The sequence below is a fragment of the Paenibacillus sp. NPDC058177 genome (assembly GCF_042883835.1).
Taxonomy (GTDB): Bacteria; Bacillota; Bacilli; order Paenibacillales; family Paenibacillaceae; genus Paenibacillus_AQ; species Paenibacillus_AQ agri.
Genome location: NZ_JBHVVB010000010.1, coordinates 185161 through 199445 on the forward strand (window position 1 = coordinate 185161; position 14285 = coordinate 199445).

At 49.0% G+C, this 14285-nt stretch carries 15 protein-coding genes and 1 riboswitch; of the genes, 14 read left to right on the forward strand and 1 reads right to left on the reverse strand.

Going from position 1 to position 14285, the window contains the following annotated elements:
- The first annotated feature begins 30 nt into the window (after positions 1-30).
- The 9 genes from ACFVU8_RS27825 (at position 31) to ACFVU8_RS27865 (ending at position 9286) form a co-directional block, all read left to right on the forward strand.
- Entirely contained in the window at positions 31-1047 is a 1017-nt protein-coding gene (locus ACFVU8_RS27825; RefSeq protein WP_387431740.1) for a phosphotransferase enzyme family protein, read from the forward strand.
- A gap of 459 nt (positions 1048-1506) precedes the next feature.
- Positions 1507-2361: an AraC family transcriptional regulator gene (locus tag ACFVU8_RS27830; RefSeq protein ID WP_387431742.1), complete on the forward strand. Its 855-nt coding sequence runs from the start codon at positions 1507-1509 to the stop codon at positions 2359-2361.
- Between the two features lie 135 nt (positions 2362-2496).
- Positions 2497-3363 carry a DUF6923 family protein gene (locus tag ACFVU8_RS27835; RefSeq protein ID WP_387431745.1) on the forward strand — a complete coding sequence of 289 codons (867 nt, stop codon included), beginning with the start codon at positions 2497-2499 and terminating at the stop codon, positions 3361-3363.
- Positions 3364-3397: 34 nt separating this feature from the next.
- The gene (locus ACFVU8_RS27840) at positions 3398-4762 is read left to right on the forward strand and encodes an ABC transporter substrate-binding protein (protein WP_387431747.1); all 1365 of its coding nucleotides are present in this window, start codon (positions 3398-3400) and stop codon (positions 4760-4762) included.
- A 124-nt stretch (positions 4763-4886) separates the two neighbouring features.
- Complete coding sequence (locus tag ACFVU8_RS27845) at positions 4887-5777, forward strand: carbohydrate ABC transporter permease (protein WP_387431749.1); 891 nt, start codon at positions 4887-4889, stop codon at positions 5775-5777.
- Between the two features lie 82 nt (positions 5778-5859).
- On the forward strand, positions 5860-6696 hold the full coding sequence (locus ACFVU8_RS27850) for a carbohydrate ABC transporter permease (protein ID WP_387431809.1): 837 nt from the start codon (positions 5860-5862) through the stop codon (positions 6694-6696).
- Between the two features lie 12 nt (positions 6697-6708).
- Complete coding sequence (locus ACFVU8_RS27855; protein WP_387431751.1) at positions 6709-7566, forward strand: metallophosphoesterase family protein; 858 nt, start codon at positions 6709-6711, stop codon at positions 7564-7566.
- The gene (locus ACFVU8_RS27860) at positions 7563-8765 is read left to right on the forward strand and encodes a Gfo/Idh/MocA family protein (RefSeq protein WP_066379798.1); all 1203 of its coding nucleotides are present in this window, start codon (positions 7563-7565) and stop codon (positions 8763-8765) included. The genes ACFVU8_RS27855 and ACFVU8_RS27860 overlap by 4 nt, the downstream gene beginning before the upstream one ends.
- Positions 8766-8767: 2 nt before the next feature.
- The gene (locus ACFVU8_RS27865; RefSeq protein ID WP_387431753.1) at positions 8768-9286 is read left to right on the forward strand and encodes a GNAT family N-acetyltransferase; all 519 of its coding nucleotides are present in this window, start codon (positions 8768-8770) and stop codon (positions 9284-9286) included.
- Between the two features lie 52 nt (positions 9287-9338).
- Here the strand turns inward: ACFVU8_RS27865 and ACFVU8_RS27870 are convergent, their stop codons facing one another.
- On the reverse strand, positions 9339-10526 hold the full coding sequence (locus tag ACFVU8_RS27870; RefSeq protein WP_387431755.1) for an MFS transporter: 1188 nt from the start codon (positions 10524-10526) through the stop codon (positions 9339-9341).
- 134 nt (positions 10527-10660) lie between these two features.
- Here ACFVU8_RS27870 and ACFVU8_RS27875 point away from each other — a divergent pair, with 134 nt between their 5' ends.
- The 5 genes from ACFVU8_RS27875 to ACFVU8_RS27895 all read left to right on the forward strand — a co-directional run bounded on the left by ACFVU8_RS27875 (position 10661) and on the right by ACFVU8_RS27895 (position 13988).
- Positions 10661-10999: a winged helix-turn-helix transcriptional regulator gene (locus ACFVU8_RS27875; RefSeq protein ID WP_066379808.1), complete on the forward strand. Its 339-nt coding sequence runs from the start codon at positions 10661-10663 to the stop codon at positions 10997-10999.
- Between the two features lie 88 nt (positions 11000-11087).
- Positions 11088-11930 (forward strand): class I SAM-dependent methyltransferase, encoded by an 843-nt coding sequence (locus ACFVU8_RS27880; RefSeq protein WP_387431757.1) that lies wholly within the window; start codon positions 11088-11090, stop codon positions 11928-11930.
- Complete coding sequence (locus ACFVU8_RS27885) at positions 11927-12508, forward strand: hypothetical protein (protein WP_387431759.1); 582 nt, start codon at positions 11927-11929, stop codon at positions 12506-12508. Before ACFVU8_RS27880 ends, ACFVU8_RS27885 begins: the two co-directional genes overlap by 4 nt.
- 17 nt (positions 12509-12525) lie before the next feature.
- On the forward strand, positions 12526-13455 hold the full coding sequence (locus ACFVU8_RS27890; RefSeq protein WP_387431761.1) for an aminoglycoside phosphotransferase family protein: 930 nt from the start codon (positions 12526-12528) through the stop codon (positions 13453-13455).
- A gap of 95 nt (positions 13456-13550) precedes the next feature.
- Positions 13551-13988 carry a HEAT repeat domain-containing protein gene (locus tag ACFVU8_RS27895; RefSeq protein ID WP_387431763.1) on the forward strand — a complete coding sequence of 146 codons (438 nt, stop codon included), beginning with the start codon at positions 13551-13553 and terminating at the stop codon, positions 13986-13988.
- A 158-nt stretch (positions 13989-14146) separates the two neighbouring features.
- Positions 14147-14253: riboswitch (TPP riboswitch) on the forward strand.
- Positions 14254-14285 lie beyond the last annotated feature (32 nt).

Genomic DNA, 14285 nt, shown 5'->3' on the forward strand with positions numbered 1-14285 from the left:
TAGGGCACAACACACCGGGAGGAGATATGTATGGATAACTTTTTCAAGTATGACACAGTGCAACATAGACGTTCTTTACTGAACAAAGCCAGGATGATAGTTTTGTCGGCACTCATGCGTTACGATATCGAATGGGAGCGTATCGAGTTTATTCAGTTATCGGACACCATTACGTATAAAATAGAGACGAAATCCACGGGCCATTATTTACTGCGTATTCATTCGGACCTCCTGAGCAAAGAGCAAATTCAATCCGAGCTAACGCTGCTACAGGCTCTTAATTCAGGTGATGATCTGACGGTCCCGGAAGGAATAGCAAGCCGTGATGGCTCCTACGTATTGGACATTGAGGTGGCGGGTGAGCATCGTCGTCCCTATTATGTGACCATGATGCGTTGGGTAGAGGGTAGCCATGTAGAAGGTGATTTTACAGACAGCTTGGCTTCTAAAATGGGTATGCTGATGGGCAGGCTTCATGAAGCCGCTGAGAAGTTTGACCCGCCAGCAGATTTTACGCGCCCTGTATGGGGTGCCGGCAGCTTCCGGTCTGAGTTGGCTAAGCTGGAACAGCATTATTCCGTGTTTTTGTCGGAGGAGGCTTGGAAAGGCTATCAGGCCGCGGCTGAAAAAGTCTGCACACAACTCGAAGGGATGCTCAGCAACGATCATAACTATGGACTTATCCATGGCGATTTGCACAGCGGTAATATCGTTATTCTGGAGGAAGAGCCCTTCCCTATTGATTTCGGAAGATGTGGCTACGGTTATTATCTTTACGATATGGCAGGGGCGATGTTGGGGCTTTGGCCGAAGCACCGCTGGATGTTCATCCAGGGATATGAGAGTGTAAGGAAGCTGGAGGAGGACTATGTCCGCGAATTAGAATGCTTTTTCATCATGGTTATGATCGGGAATTACGCTCATCATGCCTCTAATCCGCTGGAGACAGCAAGTCTGATTGAGGAACAACCCTACGCTCTGTCTTACATCAGGAAATTCTTGAGCGGTCGATCATTTCTGTTTGAGGTGGTCGATCCTATTAGCTGAACCGCTTGATATCGCTCACCGGAGAGAAGCCGAACAAGCGCGCAGAAGCTGGATCAACTGCGCGAAGAACTGGGAGCGAACAAGAGCATCAGCTTCCGGACTGATTTTGAATAAGTAGAGGGCACCATCCTGTGCAGCAGGATAGCAGTCAGTGTTCTAATCAGTTAACTCATAATTGGCTGAAGCTAGCTGAAAAGCCATAAAACCAAAAAAGACAGCGAGTCCACCGATAACGGAGACTCGCTGTCTTTTTATATTTGGCTAAAGTTCATGCTATGAAATGACTCGGTCATCTCCGTTAATGAGTTATAGCAGATGTGCTGTCCTGTGATGCATGAGTACCGTAACAGTTGGAGTATATTCCACGTCGAGCAGCAAGTGTATTTACAAATGTTTTACAGCTCATTGACGCGGCGCGTATATATGGCTGATAGATTGGGGGGACAAGGGGTGATGGCTATGAAAAATTTTACAGAAACGGTCTCCACGACATCTCAGCCTGTTCTGGCAAGTGAAAACCTGGGTTGGGATAAGCTCAAGGTCTCACAATGGTATAGTCCGCAGCAAGCGTTTAGTCCCTCGCCGGAGCCCAAGTATTTGGTAGGAATCCATTGTACGGCTTATTACGAAAATTATTATACGATTCATATTACCCCATGCAACGAAAGCCTCCTCTGCCCTTGGGGCAAGACGTCGTTATATTTCCTGAATATTGAGATTACTCCTTCTGTGATTGAAGAGGTCGCCCGTGAATCCGGATTTTTGACGGAAGGCCACATTCAATTAGACCGCAAATTCCATGTCAAAGATTCCAAGCTCCTGCAGTTAGGGCTCTGGATGCTGGAAGAATTGCAGAATGGCGGAGCGAAGGGGAAAATATACAGCGATTCACTGTCCAATATGCTAATCATTCATTTACTGCAGCACTACTCCTCTGTCATTCCCCAACATTCTAGCGGCAAAACGCTTGCGAACCAGGAGATTTTCCGCGTGATTCAATACATGCGGGAAAACCTGGAAGAAGATGCTCCACTGACTGAGCTGGCCGCGAAGGCTAATATGAGTCAGTCCCACTTTATCCGTGTCTTCAAACAGCAGACCGGTTTTACTCCTCATCACTATTTAATCCGCCTCCGCATTGAACGCTCCAAATTCCTGATCCGATCAGGAAAGGTAGGTTTGAAGGAAATTGCTGCTCAAGTCGGTTTTGCCGACCAAGGGCATTTTACCAGAGTCTTTAAACGGGAGACTGGATTGACTCCGAAGCTGTATGCCTATCAAATTTCTGCTAAACCAGGTTCTATGTCGGAATAAATATGCAAATGAGAGTTTTATTCAAGGAAAGAAGTATTTTGTTCAATAGGAGGGGGATAGGTCAGCCCTAGAATGAGATTAAGGTCAGGCGTAAGGACGTGCTGGGCCAAGATCATTCTAGGAGGAGAGAAGAACATGAAAGTTGCGAGGTTTTGGGGTCTGGTTGTTGCGGGAGTGATGGTGTCCAGTTCAGTGTCTATGTCTTCGGTACTTGCAGATCCGGTAGAAACGGAAAATCCGGGAAGTGATTTTGCAATTACCGCAGCCGCTGAACCCTGGCATGAAGTGTCCAAGCAAACCTTCTGGCTGTTAGATGCCCTGGAACGGGGGCAAGGGGTAACGACGGATGGGAACGCATGGATTTTCAGCTCACCTTATGGCCTGCTTCGTACAGCACTGGACGGCAAGACGGTAATCGCACGTAATCCTTTGGCGATTCCACCCCACCTGAGCGCACTTGGTGGCGATCATATCGGGGATATCTCTTACTACAACGGGACGCTCTATGTTCCTATTGAAGATGGAAAAAAATACGAACATCCTTATATCGCTCTTTTTGATGCCAATACCTTGCAGTATACCGGAACTTCTTACGCGCTGCCGCTGGATCTTCATCCAGGAGGAGTCCCATGGGTTGCTGTGGATGCTGCCCGCGGGCAAGTATACACGGCGAAATGGAACAATGCTGATGTGTTAAACGTGTTCAGCCTTGACGACATGCACCTCATCAAGACGGTTCCGCTAAGTCAAAGCATTGACCGGGTTCAAGGTGCTGCGATGTACAACGGATCTCTCTATGCTTCTTCAGATAATAAGACTCAGACGCTCTATCGGGTCGATGTGGATAACGGCAATGTGTCAGTTGCACTGGATCGTAATTTGCCCAGTGGTACCGAAGCCCAGGGCATTGCAGTGCTGCCGACGGCCGATGGAGCCCAGCTTCACATTCTCGATGTAGGTTCCAACCGTGTTACCGTAAACTTCCGTCACTATTCTTTCTAAATCCAAACGAAGCTTAACAAAGGAGCCTACAGAAATGATGAAGCAATCGAAACTGATGTTGTTCTTGATGGGATGTACTCTACTAGCCACAGGCTGTGGTCAATCTAATAATAATAGTGTTACAGAAGCTGCTGCAGACCCTACCGCGAAGCCGGCTACAAGTGCAGAAGCTACTGAAGCGCCGAGCACACAGAACGTAGAAATTACCTTTTATTATCCGGTTAACGTCGGGGGGCCACTGACCAAAGTCATCGATACTATGGCCAAATCCTTCATGGAGACGCACCCTGGGATTAAAGTGAATCCTGTATACACCGGCAATTATGGCGATAATACAGTGAAAATTCAAGCCGGTGTTCAGGCCAAGCAGCCGCCGGATGTAGCTGTAATGATGTCCACGGAATTGTACAGCATGCTCGATATGAATGCTATTGTTCCGCTGGATGAATGGATCGCCAAGGATACAGACGTTAATATGGATGATTTCTATCCTGCTTTTATGGAAGATACGCAAACTGAAGGCAAAACCTACAGCCTTCCGTTTCAACGAAGCACAATTGTCATGTACTACAACAAAGAGATGTTCAAGGAAGCCGGCTTAGATCCTGAGAAGCCACCGACAACCTGGGCTGAGCTCGTATCCTATGCCGGAAAGCTGAACAAAGACGGTCATGCTGGTCTGGAAATCCCGGGAAATGACGACTCCTACTGGATGTTCCAAATGCTCGCCCGGCAAAATGCCACAGATCCTAAGCAAAACATCATGTCCGATGACGGTAAAAAAGCAATGTTCAACACACCTGAGAATGTGGAAGCTTTGCAATTCTGGCTGGACCTGTCCCACAAAGACAAGGTAATGCCAGAAGGCGTAATTGACTGGGCTACCGTGCCTACTGACTTTATTCAAGGCAAGACGGCAATGATGATGCACACAAGCGGTAACCTGACGAATGTCAGAACAAATGCTAAATTCGATTTCGGTGTGGCTTTCCCGCCTGCACAGAAACAATTCGGATCACCTACGGGCGGCGGCAACTTGTACATCTTTAAAGACACTTCGCCTGAGAAGCAAGCAGCAGCTTGGGAATTTGCTAAATATATGACTGCTCCAGAGCAGGCCGCACTGTTCAGCAGCTCCTCCGGCTATGTGGGCGTACGCAAATCAGCCTATGATACAGAAGCCATGAAGAAATATACGGCTGATTTCCCGCAAGCACTTGTTGCACGCGATCAACTGCAGTATGCCTTCAGAGAATTGTCTACGCATAACCACGGTAAAGTGTCGACGGCGATCACGAATCAGATACAAGCCGCTTTAGCCGGGCAAGTAGACGCTGCTGGTGCACTGCAGAAAGCGCAGGAAGAAGCCGATCAGGCGCTTGCCCCGTTCAATAAGTAAAGAAGGCAACGGATAAAGAGAGAGTTATTTGGAGTACGCCGGGAGGGTCTCTGTCCCAAGCGTACTCCATTCTATACCGTGAAATGGAATGATCCAGAGCCCGTGGCAGAAAGGACGGAAAGGCATGCTTGCCGGATGGAGTGAAAAGCTTAAACGAAATAGCTTTGGCTGGGGGCTGGTGTTGCCCTCACTGCTGTTTCTCTGTTTATTTACCTACTACCCGATGTTGAAATCCGTGTGGCTTAGTTTATATGAAAAGAATCTGGCGACCCCTGAACCTGTGTTCGTCGGGTTGGGGAATTATGCAAACCTGCTTAAAGATCAGGTGTTTAGAAAAGTGGTAGCAAACAATATTTGGTTTGCTGTCGGAACGGTTCCCGTTTCAGTGGGACTCGCGTTTGTCATGGCGCTGTTTGCCGACAAGGCGATTAAGGGACGCGGGGTTGCCCGCCTTGCATTTTTTTATCCGAATATGATTCCAATGATCGCTGTGGCGAACATTTGGTTGTTTCTGTATACACCGCATTTCGGGCTGTTCGCCAGGTTTGCTGCTTGGATCACGGATCAGCCGGTCAATCTGCTGGGGAACCCCGATACCGTAATGGGGGCGCTTATTGTCATGATGGTCTGGAAGGAAGCTGGCTACTTCATGATTTTCTACTTGGCGGGGATGCAGCAGATTCCGAAAGATCTGTATGAAGCCGCAGCGGTCAGCGGTGTTGGCATATTCACCTCGATACGGCGGATTACCATTCCGCTCACGATGCCAACTACGTTGTTCGTCATGGTGGTCGCGATCACCAATTCCTTTAAACTGGTCGATCATCTATGGATTATGACCAAGGGGGGTCCGAACAATTCCAGCAACTTGCTATTGTACTATATCTACGAAAACACTTTTAACTTCTACGATCAGGGAATGGCTGCTGCGATGACCGTTGTGATGATCGGTCTGCTGCTCATTATCTCGTCCCTCCAGTTCTTTGGGTGGGATCGTAAAATTCATTACGAATAGGACGGGGCTCATGGACAATCCATTAAAGCTGTCACTTCTGTCAAGGCAGAAGAAAAGCAGGTTGGCAGAAGAAGAGCGGGCTATGCACCGGGATCGGCGGTTCGGTCGGAGACTTCTTCAAGTGCTGTGGCATGGCATCGGCTTCGGCGTGGTGGCGCTCTGGATCATCCCTTTTTTATGGGTGGCCAGAACGGCCTTTTTGCCGAAAGCCTCGGCTGTGGATACAGGCTGGTCCTGGGGATGGACGCTCGATAACCTCACCCGGGTGTGGCAAGCGGCACCCTTTGGGCAATTCTTTTTAAATACGTTATTGGTCTGTACTGGCGTTCTCGCTGTTCAGTTGGTTACGTTGACCATGGCCGCCTACGCATTTGCGCGGGTGCGCTTCGTGGGAAGAGAGCTAGTATTTATGTTGTTTTTAGTGCAAATCATGGTACCGCCTGATGTTCTAATCTTCTCTAACTATCAGATTTTAAGTGACATGGGTCTGCTGGATACCAAGATCGGAATTATGCTACCTTACTTCGCATCAGCCTTTGGTGTCTTCCTGCTACGGCAGTCTTTCAAGCAATTGCCGTATGAACTGGAAGAGGCCGCACGGGTAGAAGGGGCTTCCCGTCTGCGTATCCTGGCGCAAATTTATGTTCCGTTATCCCGGCCGGTCTATGTGTCGTTCGCGATCGTCTCTTTCAGCTTCCATTGGAATGATTTCTTATGGCCGCTGATCGTGACAAATTCCGAAGAGAACCGGCTGTTGACCGTAGGTTTGGCGATGTTCGCGAAATCTACGGAGTCAGGGGCGCAATGGAGTGATGTAAGCGCGGCAACGCTAATTGTATCAGCACCTCTTATGCTGGGGTTCTTATTGTTCCAGCGTAAGGTGATGGGAAGTTTTATGCATTCAGGAATCAAAGGCTAAGGGGGACTCAGATTGAAGTTAGCTATAATTGGAGATTTGCATTACCCGGATGAACTGACCAGCGATGAGCCTTCGATAGCCGCTGCCCGTGATGCTTATTATGAACGCTTCATGGATCTGTTCTTATCCCTGGAGGCTGATTATTATATTTCGATTGGTGATTTAACACATGCGGGAGAAGCCGCCGAATTCACGTATGTCATGCGTCACATCGAGAAGCGTGGCCTCCGCGACCGTTTTCTTCATGTGCTAGGTAATCATGATACGTATACGCATCCGAAGAGCGATATTCTTCCGCTAACCGGGCTGAAGCGATATGAAGTGATCGAGGAGCATGACGCACGAATCCTACTGCTGGATACCGCTCGTGAAATCCGTGAGGATTGGAGCGGCACTATAGACGAGGAGCAATTGAACTGGCTGCACAACCACTTGATACAGGACCCGGACAAGCCGCTGATCGTGATCGCTCATCATCCGCTTTATGGGACAACTGCGAGATCAACCGAAAGCATGATGTCACTCGATCCTGACCTCACGATCTGGCCGCTGTTTGAACAGTGGCAGGGAGCCGGATTTTATTTTAACGGACATAATCACGTGAATTCTATTGTCCACCGAGAACACTGGCACTTCATCCAGACGGCAGCTGTTCCGGATGTACCGGCTGTTCGAATAATGAACATTTTTGATCAAAAGGTTAGCGTAGAAACAATCAGCTTCGCCAGTGATGCCTTCTCTAACTGGGCGTCAGTCTTTACCCCACACATGTACGATTATGAGAGACATCCCGGCTGTGAAGGTGACCCGTCAGCGCTGGAACTCTTCGTCAATGCCCAAACAGTCCGCAAAGGAGTTGCGCCGAAATGAGCCGTAAGCCTGTAAAATTAGCCATTGTTGGCGGGAATCGGGGGGCCAGCTTTATGAACGCCCTATCCTCGCTCTCTGACCGAATTCAATTGACTGCAACCTGTGATTTGAATGAATGGGTGCTTCTTCAGTGGAAAGAGAAATTTCCTGAAATCCGTACCTATCGAGATTATCATGAAATGCTGAAAGACCCCTCGGTGGATGCTGTTTTTATATTAAGTCCGATGCATCTGCATGCCAGACAATCCATCGACGCACTGAATGCTGGCAAGCATGTGCTGAGTGAAGTCATTGCTACCCGAACGTTAGAAGAAGCGTGGGAGCTGATCGAGACCGTAGAGCGCACGGGACTTAAGTATATGATGTCCGAAAATTATTGCTTCTCCCGTTCCAATTTGACGATCAAGCATATGGCGGATCAGGGGATGTTCGGTGAGATTACATACCTGGAGGGCGGGTATATCCATGACCTGCGCCACTTGATCCACCATCCGGATGGCTCGCTTACTTGGCGGGGCCAGTTGCATCAACAATTTAATGGAATTAATTATCCGACACATTCCATTGGACCGATTGCGCAGTGGATCAATCTGAACAAGGAGGGCGGAGACCGCTTGAAGCAGGTCTCTACCTTTGTATCCAAATCGAGATCGCTCCAGCGCTACTTTAGCGAGCATTTTGGCAAGGATCATCCGGCTGCGGGGAATGGATTTTGGCAGCAGGGTGATAGTGCAGTAGCCATTTTGCAGACTGAGAAGGGTGTGCTGATTGAATTACGTGTGGATTGGACCTCGGTAAGGCCGCACAATAAGACGCATTATTTACTCCAAGGTACGGAAGGTGCCTTTATTACAGGCCGGCATCAGCAGGAAGATGATTTGATCTGGTTCAAGAACCGTTCGCCTCAGCATGTAGAGGACGGGTCGGAGATGTGGGAACCCCTGCAGAACTACCAGCCTCAGTACGATCACCCAACGTGGAAACAATGGGGAGCATTCGCAGCAGGGACGAAGCATGGCGGGGGTGATTTTCTAGTATTGGAGGAATTTATTTCGGCCATCCAGGAGGACCGTGAGCCTTCAGTCGATGTGTATGATGCGGTTACTTGGAGTTCGATCTTTTCCCTATCCATGGAGTCGGTGAAAGCGGGCGGACTAGCCATTCCTTTTCCTGATTTTAAGGCGAAGAGGGGGGAGTAACGATGGGACAAGGACTGTCGAAGCTTATTATGCAGAAGAAGACGCTAGACGATTTACCACCATTTCTATGTCCAACGGGCTTTCGAATGATGCACTATCAGCATGGAGATGAACGCAACTGGGAGGACCTCATCCGTCATTCTTTTACAAGAGATGTGAAGTTTGCGGATAAAATTGGCGATGTAGTCCCGCTCTACTCCGATCGCTTATTATTTCTCTGTAAGGGAGACCAGCCTGTCGCTACTGCCACTGCCTGGGAGACAGCAAGTCACAGCTGGTATTTGCATATGGTGGGTGTGCTGCCCGAGTATTCCGGGAGAGGCTTGGGATTTGCGGCAAGCCTTGCCGCCCTGCATAAGATGCGGGAAGAGGGCGGGGGAACTGCCTATTTGGAGACAGATGATTTCAGGTTGCCAGCTATTCAAATTTATCGAAAATTGGGCTTCACACCAGTCCATATGGATGAGAGTCACCCTGGAAGATGGGAACGAATTCTCCAGCAGCTTGGTCCCTCTGTTTAACTGTAAGAAAAGCCTCCCTTCAGGGAGGCTTTTCTTCTTATGAGGATGAACGTTAAGCGTTACGCGTCTTCTCTACACGTTGTCCCCATAGCGTAACTAACAACCCCACCAGCGTCACCAAAGCGGCCACCCAGGTCAAGGATTGAAGTCCCAGTGGACTGTCCAGTACGATACCTCCGAGCCAAGCGCCGCCTGCACCACCAAGATTAAAAGCGCCGATATTGAGTGCGGAGGCCAGGTTGGGTGCAGCACTGGCTTTATCGAGAACACGGATCTGGAACCCGGGTACCGTACCAAAGGCGGCGAATCCCCAGATGAAGATCGTGATCACTGTAGCGATTTTGTTGTGGCTTGTGAAAGTGAACAGGGTCATCACAACAGCAAGAAGGATCAGCATCCCGATCAGGGACGGCATCAGCTTCCAATCTGCTAATGTTCCACCTGTTATATTCCCAAGGGTTAAGCCAGCACCGAACAGGAGCAGCAGAATCGTCACGGTGCTTTCCTGGAAGCCGGCAATTTCCGTCAGGAAGGGGGAAATGTAAGTGAAAATAACAAACACTCCTCCGAATCCCAGAACCGTCATCAGCAGGGTGAGTAGAACCTGAGGATTACGCAGAACACGTATTTCTTTTCGAAAACTGGGTGTCTCCTGACTCTTCAGCTTCGGAACGAATATGGCTAAGGTGATCAACGAGAACAGACCCAGCAGAGACACGACCCCGAATGTCGAACGCCAGCCATGACTTTGTCCGATCCAGGTCCCTAATGGAACGCCGAGGATGTTCGCTAGAGTGACGCCGATGAACATCATAGCGATCGCAGTAGCTTTTTTATCCGGACTGACGATACTGGCGGCGACGATAGAACCGATCCCGAATACCGTGCCATGAACGACAGCAGACAGAATACGTGCAATCATCAGAACTGTATAATCGCTGGCGACCATGCTGATCAAGTTGGCACCTACGAATAGGGCCATTAGCGCCAGGAGTAGCGTTTTCCTGGGTAGCCGGACTGTTAATGCGGTCAGTAACGGCCCGCCTATGGCCACCCCTAATGCATAGCCTGACACTAGCAGCCCTGCTTTGCTGATAGAGATATGGAGATCATTGGCTACGTCAGACAGAAGCCCCATAATAACAAATTCAGTTGTACCGATAGCAAACGCACTGATCATCAAGATATAGATGGCTATGGGATAAGATGTTTTGGCATTGTTAGTCGTAGTTGCTTGCATATGCTGTACTCCCCTCTTGCTGTTGATTATAAGAACGTATTTGATTATGCTTGAATGGTAGAGTTCTGAGAAGTACGCACTTTATTTCGCGTTAGTTTCTTTGAAGTAAGTGTAAGTGAAGGAGGTAATGCCTAATGAGACCTACTGAATGTGATTATGCTGCGAACGTAACGCTTGGAATCATTGAGGGCAAATGGAAGCTATTGCTTCTCTGTCATCTGCGCAATGGCACCAAACGATTCAGTGAGTTTGCTCATCTGATACCCGGGATCACACAGAAAGTGCTGACCTATCAGTTAAGAGAGTTAGAGGCACACGGACTGATCAAGCGTGAGGTGTATCCGGTCATTCCGCCCAAAGTGGAATATTCATTAACCGAATACGGTGAAAGTTTAGTCCCGTTGATGGATTTGATGAATCTGTGGGGAGAGAATCACAGGGAACGAAATAAGCCAACCGAGCGGATATGTTAATGATAGATAGAAGAATAGGCAGGAGGGCTCTGGAGTCGGGAGAATGACTTTCGGGGCCTTTTTTGGGAGCTAATGATAGAGGTGACTGATGATTGAGACAATTGTAGACAGTATGGGAGTCAGCGGGGAAGGTGCCGCTATTCAGAGGATTCAAACGGCGCATCGCCTGAAGCTGATTCAATTCTGGGAGATCCCGCAGGGTGCCAAGGTGCTTGAAATTGGCTGCGGCCAAGGCGATACGACTGCGGCATTAGCATATACCGTTGGCGCTTCTGGGCGTGTTCAAGGGATTGATATTGCTTCTCCCGATTATGGCTCACCGGTCACCTTGGGCGAGGCTTGCAGCAGGCTCATGGCGTCTGAGCTTGGGAGACAGATCCAGATCCAATTTGAGACAGATATTCTGTCACCGGAGGTGGATTTTTCGGAAGGAGCCTTTGATTATATTGTGTTTGCCCATTGTGCATGGTATTTCCAATCCGCTGAGCAATTAAGGAAGACTCTGTCCAAAATCAGACCATGGGGCAAAAAGCTATGTCTGGCCGAATGGGATATTCGTGTATCCATTCCTGAACAGCTCGCCCATTACAACGCGGTCATGATTCAGGCCCAGTGTGAAGCCTTCAAGCAGAGCAGTCTGTCCAATGTGAGAACGCTGTTCTCTCCGCTGGACCTGAAAGAGATCGCCCGATCCGCCGGCTGGCACGTTGAACAGGAGACTTCGGTGTATTCCCCTGACCTGCAGGATGGAGAGTGGGAAGTGGCTATGACCTTGGAGATGTACCCTGAGGAGATTGCAGCTATCACAGAGATTCCCGGAAAGTTCAAGGAACTGATGCTGTCGCAAATCGGGCAGTTGAAGGAACGGGCTGAAATGGGAAAAGTTAAACCGTTGTCTGTATTTACTTTTACGGCAGGAGGAACCTCATGACTCAATTCCATTACATCGGCTCACCGGTGGAGCTGCCGCTCGGCGAGAGGGGAAGCGTACTGTCTTCCAAAACGCGCAGCGAAATGCTAGCCTCCCCGGAATACCAAGCGAAGCGCGAGGAGCTTAAGCAACAGGGGATGGTTCCACTGGAGGATATTTTTGACCTGTCCCATATTCGGGATGAGGACTGTCTCGTATATGATACGGAAGAAGATGCCGGGGGGATATATATTGAAGCGCTGGGCTACTGGAATGAGGAAATCCGTAAGCATTTTCAGAGCCCCTATGTATACAAAATCTCTCCAAATTGGGGTGGATTCATGGTTCTTCCAGCAGATCAGGAGACTCGCCCAGATTCAGAGAACGCCTCACTTAAATGCTGCCGGGAATTGTTCAAGCTGATGCAGGATTTTGGCGTACCTGGTTCTGTATTCGAGCTGTACAGCTGCTGGGCGGACGAGGAGGGTGACCCGCGCAATAAGAAGTATGACCGTGTAATTGATCTCTCCACATTTAGCCTGGAGCAGGGATTTGACTTGCTGGAAAAAGAATATATTGTGTTGAATCTTCCTACGTAGATACAGGAGGGATGCAGGTGGAGCGGTTATTGGGTATTCCCGGCGCGAGCGCATGGATGAAGATAGAGCCTGTCCTCAAGGGCTGGTCTAATGATAAAAAGTATTATATCGAGGACACCGGCGGCCGCAAGCTTCTGCTGCGGGTGTCGGACGGGAAGAATCATGCACAGAAGCAAGCGGAGTATGAAATGATTCAGATGGTCAATAAGCTCGATTTTCCAATGTCGCGGGCAGTAGATTTCGGCGCATGGGGCGAAGGAGCGGAGCGCAGTACATATATGCTTTTGACTTGGGTGGAGGGCCAGCCGCTGGAGGACTGTCTGCTCTCTTTGGCAGAAGAAGAACAGTATGCACTGGGGATTGAAGCCGGGAGAATACTCAAGCACATTCATACGATTCCGAACAATTGTGACCTGGCAGATTGGGAAAGTCGAATGCAGGCCAAGATATTACAGCGAGTGCAGGAGTATGAGAAGGACTGCCCCTTCCGGGTTGCAGGTGATGAGGTGGCGATTGCTTTTGTCAGGGAGCATATCGGGGCGATTTCTCAAGTGGAAAAAGTGTATCAGCACGGCGACTTCCATATCGGAAATCATATTTACACAAGTGAGGGCAGGATTGGCGTCATCGACTTCAATCGCTGGGATAACGGCGATTATGCTGAAGAATTTTACAAACTGCAAGCATTCGACCGGGAGCGTAGTATTGCTTTTACACGCGGGAAGCTGGATGGTTATTTCGGTGGACCTCCCCCTGAGGATTTCTGGATCAGACACGCATTGTATGTGGCCTATACTTCGCTCTATTCAATCCAATGGGCGATTCCGTTCGGAACGGCTGATATTGAGGGGATGCAGGCGCGCTGCCGGATGGCGTTCGAGGACTATGATCACTTTCAAAGATTGGTCCCGCATTGGTATGCGGAAGGAAGAGCCCGGGGACGGTAAGACGGGATAATTATTTGTTTGTCCAAAAGATTGATATTGGGGACAGCGGTACGGTAGAATTGGTACAGATTGATTATAGAAGGGAATTGTGACTTTTGAACAACGAAGAAGTGCAGCAAGAGCTGCCGGAAAATTACGAGCAGTTAAAGAAGGAAGCGGGTCGTTCCGCGGATTGGAAAGCCCGCCTGGCGGCAGTGGAGGAACTTAGTCGTACACCGCATAAGCAGGTTATTGATATTTTGAAGCGTTTGGTGGAGAGCGATCCTGTATATACCGTACAAGAGGCGGCTTACCGTGCGCTGGTGGCTTTTGGTGAAGAGGTTCAGGAACCGTCCAAGAACAAACCTGAACTGTTTAAGGGCGTATCCAAGATTCTCTTGAGAATCAAGAAGAGCCTGCCGAAAGATCATTCCTATGAGGACTTCAAAGAGAAGCTCAAGAAGATGAGAATTGATGTCTATGACGCTTACGAAGGTGAAAAAGGCGCCGAGTTTGACCAATGGCTGGAGAGCAAATGGCAATCGGCTAAATAGTTTTATGCAGGAACTAGCCCTCTCTTACAGGAGAGGGTTTTTGGCGTTATCCATCCTCTGGTTGGTTATCCGCTCTTAACACAAAACATCCACCTTATGGCTGCAGCGGGTGTTGACGAATTCCAATTATACCGTTAACTTATATATTAACTAAATAAGACAACCACTAGGGGAGCCTGAATAGGCTGAGACGGGAAAATTGCATTCCCGGACCCTTGAACCTGATCTGGATCATACCAGCGTAGGAAAGTGGAGACGGGACTTTTTTTCTGTATAGCTATGTCTATTTTTCTGGCT